This is a genomic window from Dolomitihabitans soli, assembly GCF_022213955.1.
Lineage (GTDB): Bacteria > Actinomycetota > Actinomycetes > Streptosporangiales > Streptosporangiaceae > Streptosporangium_A > Streptosporangium_A soli.
This window is the reverse complement of sequence record NZ_JAKNTW010000005.1, coordinates 552452-567318: the sequence shown is the minus strand read 5'-3', so window position 1 is coordinate 567318 and position 14867 is coordinate 552452. Positions and strand designations below refer to the sequence as shown.

11 protein-coding genes are annotated in these 14867 nt (G+C 72.2%); 3 read left to right on the top strand and 8 right to left on the bottom strand.

What is annotated here, in order from left to right:
- The first annotated feature begins 16 nt into the window (after positions 1-16).
- Entirely contained in the window at positions 17-1399 is a 1383-nt protein-coding gene (locus tag MBA17_RS13390) for a M14 family zinc carboxypeptidase (protein ID WP_238496731.1), read from the top strand.
- 236 nt (positions 1400-1635) lie between these two features.
- Here MBA17_RS13390 and MBA17_RS13385 read toward each other — a convergent pair whose 3' ends face one another.
- Positions 1636-2598 carry an ankyrin repeat domain-containing protein gene (locus MBA17_RS13385; protein ID WP_238496730.1) on the bottom strand — a complete coding sequence of 321 codons (963 nt, stop codon included), beginning with the start codon at positions 2596-2598 and terminating at the stop codon, positions 1636-1638.
- Between the two features lie 132 nt (positions 2599-2730).
- A complete protein-coding gene (locus MBA17_RS13380) occupies positions 2731-3819 on the bottom strand; it encodes a class I SAM-dependent methyltransferase (protein WP_238496729.1) in 1089 nt (362 codons plus the stop codon).
- Positions 3820-4021: 202 nt separating this feature from the next.
- On the opposite strand from MBA17_RS13380, the gene MBA17_RS13375 reads away from it, so the two are divergent.
- Positions 4022-5536: an alpha/beta hydrolase gene (locus tag MBA17_RS13375; protein ID WP_238496728.1), complete on the top strand. Its 1515-nt coding sequence runs from the start codon at positions 4022-4024 to the stop codon at positions 5534-5536.
- A 163-nt stretch (positions 5537-5699) separates the two neighbouring features.
- Complete coding sequence (locus tag MBA17_RS13370; protein ID WP_238496727.1) at positions 5700-6305, top strand: response regulator; 606 nt, start codon at positions 5700-5702, stop codon at positions 6303-6305.
- On the opposite strand, the gene MBA17_RS13365 is transcribed toward MBA17_RS13370, so the two are convergent.
- The 6 genes from MBA17_RS13365 to lanKC are packed head-to-tail and all read right to left on the bottom strand — an operon-like array spanning position 6291 to position 14807.
- Entirely contained in the window at positions 6291-8288 is a 1998-nt protein-coding gene (locus tag MBA17_RS13365; RefSeq protein WP_238496726.1) for a prolyl oligopeptidase family serine peptidase, read from the bottom strand. The two genes, MBA17_RS13370 and MBA17_RS13365, sit on opposite strands and share 15 nt — an antisense overlap.
- Positions 8285-10150 (bottom strand): ATP-binding cassette domain-containing protein, encoded by a 1866-nt coding sequence (locus MBA17_RS13360; RefSeq protein WP_238496725.1) that lies wholly within the window; start codon positions 10148-10150, stop codon positions 8285-8287. The genes MBA17_RS13365 and MBA17_RS13360 overlap by 4 nt, the downstream gene beginning before the upstream one ends.
- Positions 10147-11814: an ABC transporter ATP-binding protein gene (locus MBA17_RS13355; RefSeq protein WP_238496724.1), complete on the bottom strand. Its 1668-nt coding sequence runs from the start codon at positions 11812-11814 to the stop codon at positions 10147-10149. The genes MBA17_RS13360 and MBA17_RS13355 overlap by 4 nt, the downstream gene beginning before the upstream one ends.
- A 60-nt stretch (positions 11815-11874) precedes the next feature.
- The gene (locus MBA17_RS13350; protein WP_238496723.1) at positions 11875-12006 is read right to left on the bottom strand and encodes a SapB/AmfS family lanthipeptide; all 132 of its coding nucleotides are present in this window, start codon (positions 12004-12006) and stop codon (positions 11875-11877) included.
- Positions 12007-12063: 57 nt separating this feature from the next.
- The gene (locus MBA17_RS13345) at positions 12064-12195 is read right to left on the bottom strand and encodes a SapB/AmfS family lanthipeptide (RefSeq protein ID WP_238496723.1); all 132 of its coding nucleotides are present in this window, start codon (positions 12193-12195) and stop codon (positions 12064-12066) included.
- A gap of 5 nt (positions 12196-12200) precedes the next feature.
- The gene (lanKC, locus tag MBA17_RS13340) at positions 12201-14807 is read right to left on the bottom strand and encodes a class III lanthionine synthetase LanKC (RefSeq protein WP_238496722.1); all 2607 of its coding nucleotides are present in this window, start codon (positions 14805-14807) and stop codon (positions 12201-12203) included.
- Positions 14808-14867: the final 60 nt, after the last annotated feature.

Genomic DNA, 14867 nt, shown 5'->3' with positions numbered 1-14867 from the left:
TCTGCACACTGGCGAGGTGCCGACAGAGAGGACCGAAGTGCTCGATCCGTGGTTGACCAGCGAACTAGACACCGTGCCCGGTTTCGACAGGTTCCTTACCGTCGACGAGATCACCGCCGCCCTCGCCCGCCTCGCGGCCGACCACCAGCAGGTGGCCACGTGGCGCCGGATCGGCACCTCCCGCCTGGGCGAGCCCATCCTGTGCCTGACCGTCGGCGACGGGCCGGCGCACGCCCTGGTGGGCGCGATGCCGCATCCCAACGAGCCGATCGGCGGCCTGACCGTCGTCCACCTCGCGTCCCGGCTCTGCGCCGACGGGGAGCTGCGCCGCGCCACGGGCTACACCTGGCACATCGTGGCGTGCCTCGACCCCGACGGCACCCGGCTCAACGAGGGCTGGTTCGCCGGGCCGTTCACCAAGACGCACTACGGCAGGCACTTCTACCGCCCCGCCGGTGACGAGCAGGTCGAGTGGACCTTCCCGTTCTCCTACAAGCGCGCCTATTTCGATCAGGTGCTGCCGGAGACGCTGGCGCTGATGCGGCTGATCGACGAGACCCGCCCCACCTTCATGACCACGCTGCACAACGCGGAGATGGGCGGGGCGTTCTTCTACCTGAGCCGCCCCGAGCCCGTCCTGCCCGGCCTGCTCCGCGAACTCGCCGGCCGGTACGGCGTGCCGCTGCACGCGGGCGAGCCCGAGCACCCGTCGGTCCGGCGGCTGGAGGAGGCGGTCTACCAGACTCCCGACATGCGGGAGGCGTACGACTACATGGAGAAGATGGGCCAGGACCCGGCGGTGATGATCGGCGGCGGGGCCAGCGACTCCCACGCGGCGAGATACGGCACGTTCTCGCTGACGGCCGAGCTGCCCTACTGGATCGATCCCGGCGCGGCCGACCGCACCGAGTTGTCCGCCTCCTACCGGGATCTGCTGCTCGACCAGGCCGCCGGGCTCAGGGCGACCTCCGCCGCGCTCGTCGAGGCGCTCCACGGCGCGCGGCCGGACCTGGTGAGCCGTTCCCCGTTCGTGCGGGCCAGCGACTTCTTCGTGCCGGTGATCGGCACCACGGCGGAGACCTGCGAGCTACGGGCCGCCGAGCCCGCCGCCGAACGTCCGGGCACCGTCGCCGAGCGCCAGTCGGGCCAGGCGATGGTGCACAGTTTCAGGCTCAGGTTCGGCGGGATGCTGCTGCGCGCCCTGGAGGGGGAGCTGGCGATCGGCAACGGCACTCCGACGATCAGACGGCACGCGCTCTCGCTGGCCCGGACCTACGACGAGTGGTGCGCCGAGGCGGAGTCCGGCATGCCGGAGGAGACGATCCCGATCGGCGATCTGGTCGCCATCCAGTACGGCTCGATCCTGGCGGGCGCCGCACGGGCGGCCACCATGCCCTGAACCGGCCCCGCCGGCGCGAGCCGGGCCGGCGACCGCCACGTCCTGAACCGGCCGGGGACCGACCGCGACCGGCGCGTGGTCCTCCTCAGCGCGCCTGCCGGCTTGCGACGCCGTGCGGCGGATCAGGGAGCGACATGCACCGCGCTGAACCGGCTGTGGCCCTATCTCACCCCGCAGCAGTTCCTCATCGGCCTCTACACCTCCGCCGAGCGCCTCGACCGCGCCGCGCCGGGAGGTCAGGTCCTGACGTGGACGCGGCGGTGCGGGGCCTCGCGGGTCCAGCGTTCCTCGACCGCGACCCCGGTGACCATCGACATGTAGGCGAGGGCGCGCTCCATGTGGTCGTAGTAGCCGCTCAGGTCGCCGAAGTGACAGAGCCACTCCTCGATCCGGCCGTCGGCCCCCGGCTCCTGACCGGGCGCGATCTGCCTGACTCTGCGGCCGTCCTGCCACACGTGCACGTACACGCCGCCCGTCGGGTTGTCGAACACCGCCGCCATCAGGCCCGCGGGGCTCGTCACGTGCCTGCACACCCCTTCGTTCACCAGGGCCACACCGTCGTACTGGTGCATGGCGACCCCGCCCCACGGCGAGGTGGCCACGTGGATCGCCTCCAGACCGTCATGGCCGACCGGCTGGTCGCGCGGCAGCGTGGGCGGGCACGTCTCGGGGTCGCCGCCGAGCCGCGCGATGACCTCCTTCTCCTCGACGCCGGAGACGAAGGCGTAGGTGCTCTGCCCGCCGAACTTCCAGCCGCCGTAGGAGTCGATCAGCACGTCCGCGTACTCCTGCAGTTCGCGCAGGTTGGGGCCGAGCCGCAGCGCGCCGGGCAGCGTCTCGAACAGGTCGGCGAGCGGGCCGCACAATCCGAGCAGCCCGGCCGACCACTGGCCGAACAACGGGCGCCACGCCTCCGCCCCGCCGCGCAGCAGGGCGGCCACCGCGTCGCGGCGGCCCACCCGCACGGCCTCCCACAACGGCGTCTGGCCGATCAGGTTCATCGTCTCGACACGGGCCCCGTACGCGAGGAGCAGGTCGATCATCTCCGCCGCGGCCGGCTGGTTGAGCACCTCGAACAGCGGCGTGTTACCGACCGCGTGCAGCCGCTCATCCGGATCGGCACCGGAGGCGAGCCGCTCGCGCACGACCTCCGGCGTGATCCGCTGCCAATCCGCCCACTCCAACAGCCAACCGTTCATCTCACTCCACCCAAAGATCACCATAGAACGGGCGAAAGATAGCAGGCCAGCGATTCGGCGAGATTCCGCATGCGAGCATAAGCAGACAGCACGTTATGCCCCGTATGTGTGGTACCGCGAGACGGGAACGTTTCAAACGAGACGGAGGACCTTCCGGCCGACGCCCCAGCGGAAGATGGCCTCCTCATCGACGAAGGCGAGCGCCCGCAGCATGTTGCCCCCGTCGCTCCCGTCGACCGCCCGGCACAGCCGCCGGCGCTGCGAGTCGCGCAGCTCCGCCGTACCGTCCTCGATGGTGTCCCCGTAGCAGGACGCGAAGGCCACCCCCGCGAAGCCGGTACGGCGGAGCAGTGCGGGGAGGGTGTCGGAGGAGTAGAACATCAGGTGGTTCTTGGTGAAGCCGCTCCACTTGGAGCCCTGCGCCTTGAGCAGCAGCGACCGCGCGTTGACCGTGAGGATCAGCAGCACCCCGCCGGGGCCGAGCAGCCCGCGGAAGCGGGTGAAGTCGTCGAGCGGCCGGGGCAGGTGGGCCAGCACGGACCACAGGGTGATCACGTCGAAACCGCCGACGACGATCTCCGGGACGTTCTCAGGCGCGCCGAAGTAGGCGGTGGCCGAGGCCAGCCGTTGGTTGGCCTGCTCGACCGAGTCGGGCGAGAGGTCCACCCCGCACGCGTCGAACCCGCGTTGCTCGGCCAGTTCGAGGAACAGCCCGGCCCCGCAGCCGAAGTCGAGCAGCCGCCGTTCGTTGCCCTCGGTGAAGACGGGATCGAAGGCGTCCATGGTCAGCCGGTAACGCCGCTGCCTGTGCTCGGCGTAGTCGCCGGTCAGGAAGCCGCTGTAGTTCTTGGCGTAGAGGTCGCCGAGCCGTTCGGGCAGCACGTTGGGGTTGCGGTAGAGGAACCCGCACGACGGGCAGCGCACCACCCGGTAGGACCACGGGCTCCTGCCGTCGGTCTTCTTCTCCGCCGGTTCGAAGAGCGGCTGCTGCCGCGTCTCGCCGCACAGGTGGCAGGCGATGAACTCCTCGATCGCACCGAGCTCCACCTTCGAGCGGAACTCCTCCAACGAGATCACCGGGGCCTTGCGCACCTGCATGCGCCACTGCAGCTCCCTGGCGAACCTCTCGCCGGGCCTGACGTAGACGCGCTGCCCCCAGGGGACATGGTCGAAGCGCGACCCGTAGACGACTCGGGCGATGGCCTTCTTGGCTGACCCCATGACGCACCTCGCGGGATGAATGTCCGTTCACAGTGTCACGAGGTCCCTGCCTTCTCAAGGATGCTGAGGCCCGCCGGCGGAAAGCCCGGATTTCTGGCGGACCGTCCGGCGTGTCGTCGGTCGCCGGTCGTGTCTTCGCAGGCAGAGGGGCCTGCGGGCTTGTAGAGTTGCGTCCCCCCCGATCATCGACAGTGGGGGCGTCATGGAATGGGGAAAGCCGATAGTCGCGACCGGCCTGGCGGCCGCGCTCGGGCTGGCCGGAGCGGCGTGCGACGGGCAGGGGACTCCGGCGGCGGGCACCGACGGCCCCGTCCAGGGCCTGGAGTGGACCGCCTGCGACGACCTGCCCGGGACGCCGGGAGGCACGTTCCAATGCGCCCGGCTCACGGTGCCCCTCGACTACGCCGCGCCCGGCGGCGAGACGATCGGCATCGCGATGATCCGGAAGAAGGCGACCGGGCCGGGCGAGCGGATCGGCTCCCTGGTGTTCAACTTCGGCGGCCCGGGCGGTTCCGGGGTCAACGCGCTCGCCCAGGCCGCGCCGCAGTACAAGAACCTCAACACCCGCTACGACCTGGTCAGCTTCGACCCGCGCGGAGTCGGCCGCAGCGCGCCCGTCACCTGCCTCGACGACCGGCAGATGGACGCCGCCCAGCAGACGGAGTCCTCGCCCGACAACGCCGAGGAACTGGCCGCCTTCGACCAGGAGCAGAAGGCCTACATGGCGGCCTGCCAGGCGAAATCAGGAAATATCCTGCCGCACGTCGGGACCCTCAGCGCGGCGAAGGACCTGGACCGGCTGCGCATCGCGCTCGGTGACGAGAAGCTGAACTACTTCGGCATCTCCTACGGGACCTGGCTGGGCGGCAACTACGCCCACCAGTTCCCGCAGAACGTCGGCCGCGCGGTGCTCGACGGAGCCGTCGACACCAAGATCAGCAACGAGGAGCTCAACCTCCAGCAGGCCGCCGCGTTCGAGAAGGCCCTGAACCAGTACTCCAAGAACTGCGTGGCGCAGGGCGCGCAGGCGTGCCCGCCCAGCAAGGACGCCCCCGACGCCAAGGCCATCACCGCCAACGTCGGCAAGCTCCTGAACCGCCTCGACGAGGCCCCGCTGGCGACCGAGCTCGGGCGCAAGCTCAGCCAGAGCCTCGGCGTCACGGGCGTCGCCACCGCGCTCTACTCCAAGCAGCTCTGGCCGGCGCTCACCCAGGGCCTCACCATGGCCGACCAGGGCGACGGCACCATCCTGCTGAGCCTGGCCGACGCGCAGAACGGCCGCGACGAGGACGGCCACTACACCAACATCAACGCCGCCAACACCGCCATCAAGTGCGACGACACCACCAAGCGCTACACCATGAGCGACGTCGACGCGGCGCTGGCCAAGTTCACGAAGGCGTCGCCGGTCTTCGGCCCCTCGCTGGCCTGGAACATGCTCCAGTGCTCCGGCTGGCCGGTCAAGGGCGACGACGCGGCCAAGGAGGTCAGCGCGCCCGGCTCGGCCCCGATCGTCGTCATCGGCAACACCGGGGACCCCGCCACGCCGTACGCCTGGGCGCCCGCGCTCGCCAAGGAGCTGGGCAGCGGTGTGCTCCTGACGCTCAAGGGACAGGGCCACGGCTCCTACGACACCGGGGACGCCTGCATTCACAAGGCGGTCGACGCCTATCTGCTGAAGGGCAAGGTGCCCGCCGACGGCACCAGCTGTCCGTGATCTCCGCTCGGGGAGCCGCGCCTGCGAGCGACCGGTCCGGCTCTCCGAGTGATGATCCTCCTCTTCGTGACCCTCGCATACCGCTGTTCATTGGCCCTGTTCATAGGCATGGGGATCAGTCAGGATAAAGGCGCTAAGTCACTATCTGACCGCGAGGAGCAATGTGATCCGGACCCTGCTCGCCGAGGACATGGATCTGGTACGCGGGGCGATCATCGCCTTACTTGCCTACGAGGACGACATCGAAGTGGTCGCGGAGGTGAACAGGGGGGATCACATCTTAGCGGCGGCGACCGCCAGCAAGCCCGATGTGGCGGTGATAGACATCGCGATGCCGGGCATGGACGGCCTCACCGCGGCACGCGAACTCTACGAGGAGCTGCCCGGCTGCCGGGTGCTGATCCTCACCGGCGTCGGCACGCCCGGGACGCTGCGCCGCGCGCTGGAGGCGCAGGCCCGCGGGTTCCTGGCCAAGGACGCCCCGCCGAAGCAGCTCGCCGACGCCATCCGGAAGGTCGCCCGCGGGGAGCGGGTCATCGACTCCGAGATCGCGATCGCCGCGATGGGCACGCCGGAGTCGTCGCTGACCCCTCGCGAGCTCGACGTGGTCGACGCCGCGGCCGAGGGCGCGTCGATCTCGGAGATCGCCTCCGTGCTGTTCCTCACCGAAGGAACGGTCCGAAATTACCTGAGCAGCGTGCGGAACAAGCTGGGGGCCCGCAGCAACATCGACGCCATCCGGATCGCCCGCAAGTCAGGCTGGATCTGAGAGGCCGGTGCGCGCCGCCAGGAAGGCCAGGGCGTCGGCGGCCAGCGCGATCGACCGGCTGACCGCCCGTGCGCCGTGGCCGGTGTCGGGCTCGTTCCGCAGCAGGATCGGCCGCTCCCCCGCCGTGGCCTGCTGGAGAGCCGCGCACATCTTCCGCGCGTGCATGGGATCCACCCGCGAGTCCTCGCCGGACACGGTGAACAGGGTCGCCGGGTAGTCCACGCCCGGCTGGACCCGGTGGTAGGGGGAATAGGAGAGCAGCCAGGCGAACTCCTCCGGGTCGGCCGCCGAGCCGTACTCGCCGCGCCAGGACGGGCCGAGCCCTGAGCGCTCGTAGCGGGCCATGTCCAGCAGCGGGGCCGCGCAGACGGCCGCGCCGAACAGCTCGGGCCGCTGGGTCAACGCCGCCCCGACGAGCAGGCCGCCGTTGGACTCGCCCCAGATGCCGAGGCGGTCCGGCGTGGTCCAGCGATCGGCGACGAGCCGCTCGGCGGCGGCGGCGAAGTCGTCGAAGACGTTCTGCTTGCACTCCCGCATGCCGTCGCGGTGCCAGCTCTCCCCCTCCTCGCCGCCGCCCCGCAGCTGCGCGACGGCGAGCACGCCCCCCGCCTCGACCCAGGCCAGCGAGTCGGCGGCATAGCCCGGCAGGAGCGGGATCCCGAAGCCGCCGTAGCCGGTCAGGATCGTGGGACGGGGGCCGTTCCGTGACGGCACCGCCACGACGATCATCCGTACCTGGGTGCCGTCGGCGGAGGAGTAGGTGACCTGGCGGCTCTCCACATCGAGGACGGGCACGTCGCCCGGCGGCGCGGCCCAGAGCGTCGCCGTGCCGTCCCGGGCGTCGTAGCGCCACACGCCGGCGGGGGTGACCGCGTCGGTGTAGGTGAACCACGCCTCGGGCCCGCCGTCCGGGCGGCCGGTGAGCCCGCCGACCGTCCCGCTGCCCGGCAGTTCGACCTGGCCCAGCGCCGCACCGGTGAGCGGGTCGTGGACGCCGATCTCCCCCACGGCGTGCCGGATCCGGACGGCCAGCAGCCGGGGTCGTTCCCCATCCGGCCCGTCGACGATCGTGAAGGCGCCGAGCACCGCCTCCGGGTCCTCCGGGATCAGTTCCGCCCACTCCTGCGGGCTGGCCGGGTCCGCCACGCAGAGCCGCCGCCGGGGCGCGTCCCGGTCGGTCAGCACGTACAGGCGGCCGTCGCGGCCGACCGCCGCCGCGGTGCGCGCCGCCACTCCCCGCTGGATCACCCGCATCTCCGGCGGGCACCCGCCGGTCGAGAGGTCGGCCAGCCACAGGTCGTTGGGCGCCGAGGCCCCCTGCGCCGCCGAGATCGTGAGCCAGCGGCGGTCGGCGCTGATCGCCAGCCCGTAGGAGAGGCCCTGCCCGGCGGTGAAGACGGTCACGTCGGTCTCCGGCGGCGTGCCGAGCCTGTGCAGGAAGATCCCCTGCTGGAACCGTACGTAGTAGAAGGCGTCCGCCGCCGGCCAGGCCACGGGGGAATAGCGGCAGCCGCCGATCGGGCCGTCGACGATCTTCCCGGTGCGGACGTCCATGACGTACAGGCTCGCCTTCTCGTCCCCGCCCCTGGAGAGCTGGTAGGCGATCAGTTCGCCGGTGGGGTCGGGCTGCCAGTCGTCCAGCGTCGTCAGGCCGCCGGGGTCGATCCGCATGGGGTCGAGCAGGACCTCGTCGTCGCAGTACAACACCGGGTGTTCCTCGCCGGGCGCGCGCCGCAGGACGAAACAGCGCTCGCCGGACCACACCGGGGGGGTGACCGTCCCGATGGCGCCGAGCTCGGTGAGCCGCGCCCTGAAACGTTCACGCGAGGACAGCCCGCCGGCCTGCGCGTGCCACAGTTCGTCCTGGGCCGCCAGCCACTCCCGGGACGCCGACGGGTCCTCCAGCCACCGGTAGGGGTCGCTCACCTGGTGGCCGTGGATCTCCTCGGTGATCGGCGATCGCTTCGACTCTGGATATCTCATGAAACGGGCTCCGGTTGCCAGTGGCCGACGAGGTCGGCGTACAGGGGGACGGCGCGGACGAGCTCGTCGTGGGTGCCCTTCAGCACCCGCGTGCCGTCCACGAGCAGGACGTGCCGGGCGCGCACCGCCGAGCTGAGGCGGTGGGCGACCACGATCAGGGTGCCGCCGCGCGACGCGAACGCCCGCTCCACGCGTTCCTCGGCGGCGGGATCGAGATGGCAGGTAGCCTCGTCGAGCACGACCATGCGGGCGGGCGCGAGGTAGGCGCGGACCAGGGCGACCAGCTGCCGCTGACCGGCCGAGAGCGCCGCCGGGTCGATCTCGGCCTGGTAGCCGCCGCAACGGGTGACCAGCTCGCCGGCGCCCAGCGCCCGCACGGCCGCCGCCATGTCCGCCTGCGGGACGTCGGCCAGGAATCCGAAGTTCTCCGCCAGCGTGCCCCGGAAGACGTACGCCTCCTGCGGGATCAGCACCCGCGCGGCCGGGACCACCTCGCCCGCCAGGACGCCGCCGAGCCGGATCTCTCCGGCGTCCGGCGGGAGCACCCCCGTGATGAGCGCCGCCAGCGTGGACTTGCCGGCGCCGCTCGGGCCCACGATCGCGAGATGGTCCCCGGCGGGGACGACGAGGTCGAGCCGGTCCACGACAGGTTCGGCGTGCGGGCCGTACGCGAAGGTGACGGCGCGCAGGCTCAGGTCGTCGCCCTGCGGCACCGCCCGCGCGATCACGGGTACGGCCGGCGGGAGCGACCTGAGTATCCGGCCGAGAGAGGTCACCAGTGCGACGCCGCTGACCCCGAGACCCTCCACGAGGCCGCCGAGCGCCGGCCCGAGCGACTGCGTGACGTAGGCGAGCACGCCCACGACGGTGCCCGCGCCCGCGCCTGTGCTCAGCAGCCACGGCGTGCCGGCCAGGACCAGCAGGACGGGCAGTCCCGCGCCCACGGCGAGCGCCGCCGTACGCACGGCGGTGACCCGCGCCAGCCGTCTGGCCGCGGCGGCCTGCGCCGCCACCGCCCGCTCCGTCCCGTTCCCGACGGTGTCCTCCGCGCCGCAGGCGGCGATGTCGCGCAGGCCGCCGGCCATCGAGCTCAGCGCCTCCGCGGTCCGCTCGTCGGCCAGCAGGAACTCCCGCTGCCTCCGGGCCAGGGCGGGCAGCGACAGCAGGAAGAGCGCCAGCCCCACCGCGAACGGCGGCAGGGCGAGCACCAGGGCTTCGGGAACGAGGGTCAGCATGCCGAGCACGACGCCCACCAGGGTGAACAGGAAGCTCCGCACCACGGTGACGACCGCGGCGAACGAGTCCCTGGCCAGTTCGACCTGAAGGTTCGCACGGGCCACGGCCGCGCTGCCCGGCCCAGCGGACCGGAACGAGGCCGTGGCCCGCCGCATGGCTCCCGCTACGACGTGGCCGAGCAGTTCGTCGCGGAAGGGCTCGGCCACGGCGGCGACCGCGAGGATCACCTGGCGGGCGCCGACCGCGGCCACCAGCCAGGTGCCGCCCAGCAGCGCCAGCCAGGCCAGCCCGGTCGCCGGGCGGCCCGCCGCGAACCCGTCCTCGATGGCGCGTGCGACGGCGAGCCCGATGACGAACGCCGGCGCCGCCTCCACCACCGACCAGCCCGCGATCCGCAGCAGCCGCGCGGGCCTGCGCCGCAGGGTCCCGTAGAGCAGCGCGCCAGGCCCGATCACCGGCCAGTCACCGCCCGCGTCCGTCCCCCGCCGGCGGGCGCGCGGGCCGTCCGCTTCGATCCCAGGCTGACTCACCCGCGGGTCGCCGTCTTCGGTCCCGGGCCGGTCTGCCCGCGGGCCGTCCTCGTCGAGTTCGTGGTGGGGTGCGCCCGGCCCCGGGTCGCGGCTCATGGTGCCGCCGCCTGGAAGACCGCGCGGTAGTCGGGGTCCTCCCACAGCACGCGGTGCGGGCCCTGGGCGCGTACCCGGCCCGCGTCCAGCCAGACCACCTGGTCGGCGCGGGCCGCGGTGGCGGGCCGGTGCGCCACGATCAGCCGGGTACGGCCGTCGGACGCTCCGGTGAGCGTCCGGGCCACCTGCCGTTCGGTCACCGTGTCCAGGCTGGAGGTGGCGTCGTCGAGTACGAGCAGCCGTTCCGCCTGGGCGAACGCGCGGGCCAGCCCGATCCGCTGGCGTTCGCCGACCGACATGGGGGCGTCGTCCGGCGGGGTGTCGTACCCGTCGGGAAGTCTTCTGATGAACCCGTCGGCGCAGGCGGCCGTCGCCGCGGCGTGCACGCTCCCGGGATCGGCCGCGCCCATCCCGATCGCCTCGCCGACCGTGTCGCCCACCAGGACCGGCCGTTCGAAGGCGAACCCCACCGCCCGCCGCAGTTCCCCCTGGGCGAGTTCGGGCAGCGGCACCCCGTCCAGCCGGACGGTGCCGCGCGCCGGGTCCACCAGCCGCCCGGCGACGGCGGCGAGCAACGACTTGCCCGCTCCCGACCGCCCGACCACCGCGGTGGCCGACCCGCCGGCGAGGACCAGCCCGCGCACCTCCAGGCCGGGCACGGCCACCTCCTCGAACTCCACCCGGCCCGAACCCGGCGGGAGCACCCGCGTCCCGTAGCCGGTGGCGGGTACGGCGAGCAGATCGGCGACCCGTGCGGCGGCGGAGCGGGCCCGGGCCAGCCGTCCGACGTAGCCGAGCGCCGTGCTCAGCGCCGCCCCCAGCACGGCGTAGCGCGCCGCCGCGTACAGCTGCCCGACGGTGAGCTCGCCCGCGGCCAGACGCAGGCCGCCCACCGCGATCACGGCCACCTCCAGCACCGGCACCATGATCCCGGCCCGTACCCCGGCGGTCGCGGTGACCCGCCACAACTCCAGGCCGTGGGCGCGCAGGCGGGGCAGCGGGCGGAGTACCCGCCGCGCCTCCTGCTCCGCGGTGCCCGTCGCGGCGATCGTGCGCGCGCCCTCCAGCGCGTCGAGCAGGCGTCCGGCGATCTCCCCCTGCACGTTCTGGTAGTCGCCCGCGACCGTGGTGCTCGCCCGCAGGAAGGCCCGCAGGATCAGCAGGATGACCGCGATGCCGACGGCGAGGGTCAGAGTCAGGACGGGGTCGATGAGGGTCAGGGCCACCAGGCCGCCGACGGTCGGGACCAGCAGGGTCAGCCCGCTGATCAGCGCCTCAGGGGCCCTGCCGACCTCCTCGGCGTTCATTCCCGCGCGGGTGACGAGGTCTCCCTCGGCGAACCGGCCCTTGATCGAGGGGCCGACGCCGAGGACGTGGCGCAGGATCCGGCGGCGCATCCGGGCCGAGGCCTGCGCGCCGCTCACGCCTCTCGCCCAGACCGCGACGGTCTCGCACACCATGACGCCGACGACGATCGCGGCGCAGGCGATCAGCCAGGCGGTCCGGTCCGGCGCGCCGGTGACCATCGCGTCGATGGCCATGCCGGCCGTGATGGGAAGGGCCAGTTCGCCCGCGGTGCCGGCCCCCGCCGCCACCGCGAGCACGGACGGCCAGGGCCCGCCTCGCCGTACGGCCTCGATCACCAGGCGGTCTGCCGCGCGCACGGGACCCTCCTTCTAAGACAGGGCCCCGGGCGGCCCGTGGGCCGCCCGGGGAAGGTGTTACTAGTGGCAGAGCAGCACACTGAGGTTGCTCGGCTTGTGCGAGTTGCAACCGAGGACCGTGAGCGTGCTGCCGCCGCTGGCGACGTCACTGCTCGAAGGAGCCTCGAGACCCTGGAGGTCGAGAAGGACCATGTCGTTTACCCCCTTGTGGGCCCCGGGCGGCCCGTGGGACGCCCGGGGAAAGTGTGACTAGTGGCAGAGCAGCACACTGAGGTTGCTCGGCTTGTGCGAGTTGCAACCGAGGACCGTGAGCGTGCTGCCGCCGCTGGCGACGTCACTGCTCGAAGGAGCCTCGAGACCCTGGAGGTCGAGAAGGACCATGTCGTTTACACCCCCTTCCTGTGCTCGTCGTGACGGGACCGCGGGATCGCGGGCCCGAGGAAGGGCAGGCTCACCGGCCGCTCGGACAGAACCACGCCGAGCGCGAACAGGACACCTGCCGTTCCAGTCGAGAAATCCATGGAGAGCCGGAGCATCTGGTCTCCGGGGAAGGCCAGGCCCCCGCCGTACGGCAGCGCGTGCCACCGCAGGCCGTGGACCTGGTCGTCGATGAGGTCGTCGATGAGGTCGTCGGGACCCTGACCGGGCGGGCGCAGTCCCGTGCCCAGCGCGGCGATGATGCCGGCCCGGCCGGTGAACAGTCCCGACTGCACGAAGTAACGCGACCGCGCCACCTTCCGCAGCTCCGCCAGCGCGACCGCGAAGGACTCGTCCTCGCGGTGGGCCAGGTAGCGGGCGAGGACCACGCCGATGCCGACGGAACCCTCGTCGAGGTAGGGCAGCAGCCGCCAGCCCTGGTCCACCTGGCGCGAGCCGTCGTCGGCCAGGCGGCACCGGCGGAGGTCCTGACGCAGCGCCACCTCGGCGAGGTCGAGCAGGGCGGCGTCGCCCGTCTGCTCGTAGGCGTGCAGGAACAGCAGGGCGGGACCCGCCGAGCCGTACATGAGGCCGGCGCGCGGACGGGTGCCGCCGCTGAGTTCCGGCACGTCCTCGGGACCGCCGAGCCGGTCGGCGCAGATGTCCACGACGCGGTGCGCGGTGCGCGTCAGCTCGTGCTCACCGGTGGTCTCGCCCAGGTGCAGGAGGTTCAGGCCGATGCCGGACAGGCCGGAGAACAGCGCGGGCTGGAGCCCTTCCACCTTCTCGCGCATGCAGATCTCGACGACGTCGAGCGCCTCCTGCCGGCGACCGAGCAGGTCGAGGACGTGGGCGATGCCGTGCAGCCCGTCGTAGAAGCCGAGCCCCGAGCCCGGCACGGGCGTCGCCGAGCGGGCGCACAGCCACTCCTCGTACTCGGGGAGACGTCCGGCGCCGACCGACGTCAGCGCGTAGAGGACCCCGGCGGCGCCGTGCGCGAAGTTCAGTCCGTGGCCGGGCTCGAACTGCGCGATGTCGCCCGGGAAGAGCCGGTCCTCGCGGTCGGGCGTCGCGGCGCTCCGGATGGCGCGGCACATCGCGTCGCGCACGTCCGGCCAGGAGTCCGTGCCGGGCATCGGCGGGTCCGGCGTCTCGGGATGGTCGCCGTCGCCCATGATCGTGGCGACCGCCGCCTCGATCGCCGGCGGCGGCACCGGGAAGATCTCGGTGACGAGCCGGCCGAGGTGCCGTGCCTTCGCCCGGTGCAGCGGCAGCATGATCGTGCACTGCGGGGCGAACAACCCGAGCCGCAGACAGGCCAGCGAGTAGGTGTCGACGTCGACCCCTTGCCGGTCCCGGGGGGCGTTGAACGCCGGATGCGCGAGCGCCGCGCGGCCGCCTTCGTCCGCGAGGGTGGCCACCTCGTAGTCGATCATGACCACCCGGCCGCTCTCCATGAGGAGCACGTTGTCGGGGTGCAGGTCGCCGAAGACCACTCCCCGCCCGTGCAGGGACGCCACGACCCGCTCCACGTCGTCGACCGTGTCCATCGCCCACCGCGTGTACTCCGCGAGCACCTCCGGTGTGCAGGTCGCCCTGGTCAGCGGGAACCGGTGCACCAGGCGGCTCTGCAGCGAGGTGCCGTCGATGAACTCCTGGACGAGGAAGTGGTGCTCGCCGAGGGTGAAGTAGTCGTGCAGGGCCGGCACGCCGTCCAGCCCGGCGAGGCGTTCGAGGATGTCCCGCTCGTGCGCCAGGCGCGTCACCGCGTCCCGGCCGGCCGCGTCGAGCCCCGCGTGCGGTCTCCCCTCCTTCAGCACCACCTGCTCGCCGGTGCGCCCGTCCCTGGCGAGATAGACCCCTCCGCCGTTGGAGAACTGCAGCACGCTCTCCACGGTGTACGGCATGTCGTGCGTCGTCACGGTGTTGCGGCTGTCGAGATGGGGCTGGAGGAACCCGGGCAGCGCCGTCCACGGCGGGATCGAGAAGATCGCGTGGCGCACGTCGGGGACCAGCCGCCCGGCGCCGTCCTCGACCGCCAGCACGCGTTCCCCGGCCTCGGTCACGCAGTGGCGCTCGGCGAAACCGCCGTACCTCACGTAGAGGGGGCCTTCCGCGTAGCGAAGATCGCTGAGGATGTAGGGGCCGGTGATGCCGCGCAGCAGCTCGTGGAGGTCCTTCAGGATGAGTTCGAGCTGGTCGACGTCTCGCGGGTAGATCGTGACCAGCTTGCCGCTCGACGCCCGGGAGGCGGCCTTGGAGTTCAGCATGATCACGATGGGGGCGCCGCGCAGGAACTTGAACGCGATCCCACGGGTCACGCAGTAGTCCCACACGATCGCCAGCGCCCGTTCGGCATCCTCCATCCGGGCCGACACGTGGATTTTCCAGCCCTGCGCGGGAAGGGGCGCCTCGCCGCCCGGCGCATAATAGAGCCAGGTGTCGGATGGGTGATGTGCCCAACCTTCGGGGAGCGGCTCGCCGGCTATGGAAAAATCGGCGCCCTCTACCTCGCTGTGCTCAAGCGTGTCATAGAAGAAAGGATCGGCCAGGCAGTACAGCTCGTATTGGTCCATCCCACGCCCTCCCGCTCGAAACCCTCTTAGAGAATGTCGATCGGGAGCTTTTCCGTCTAG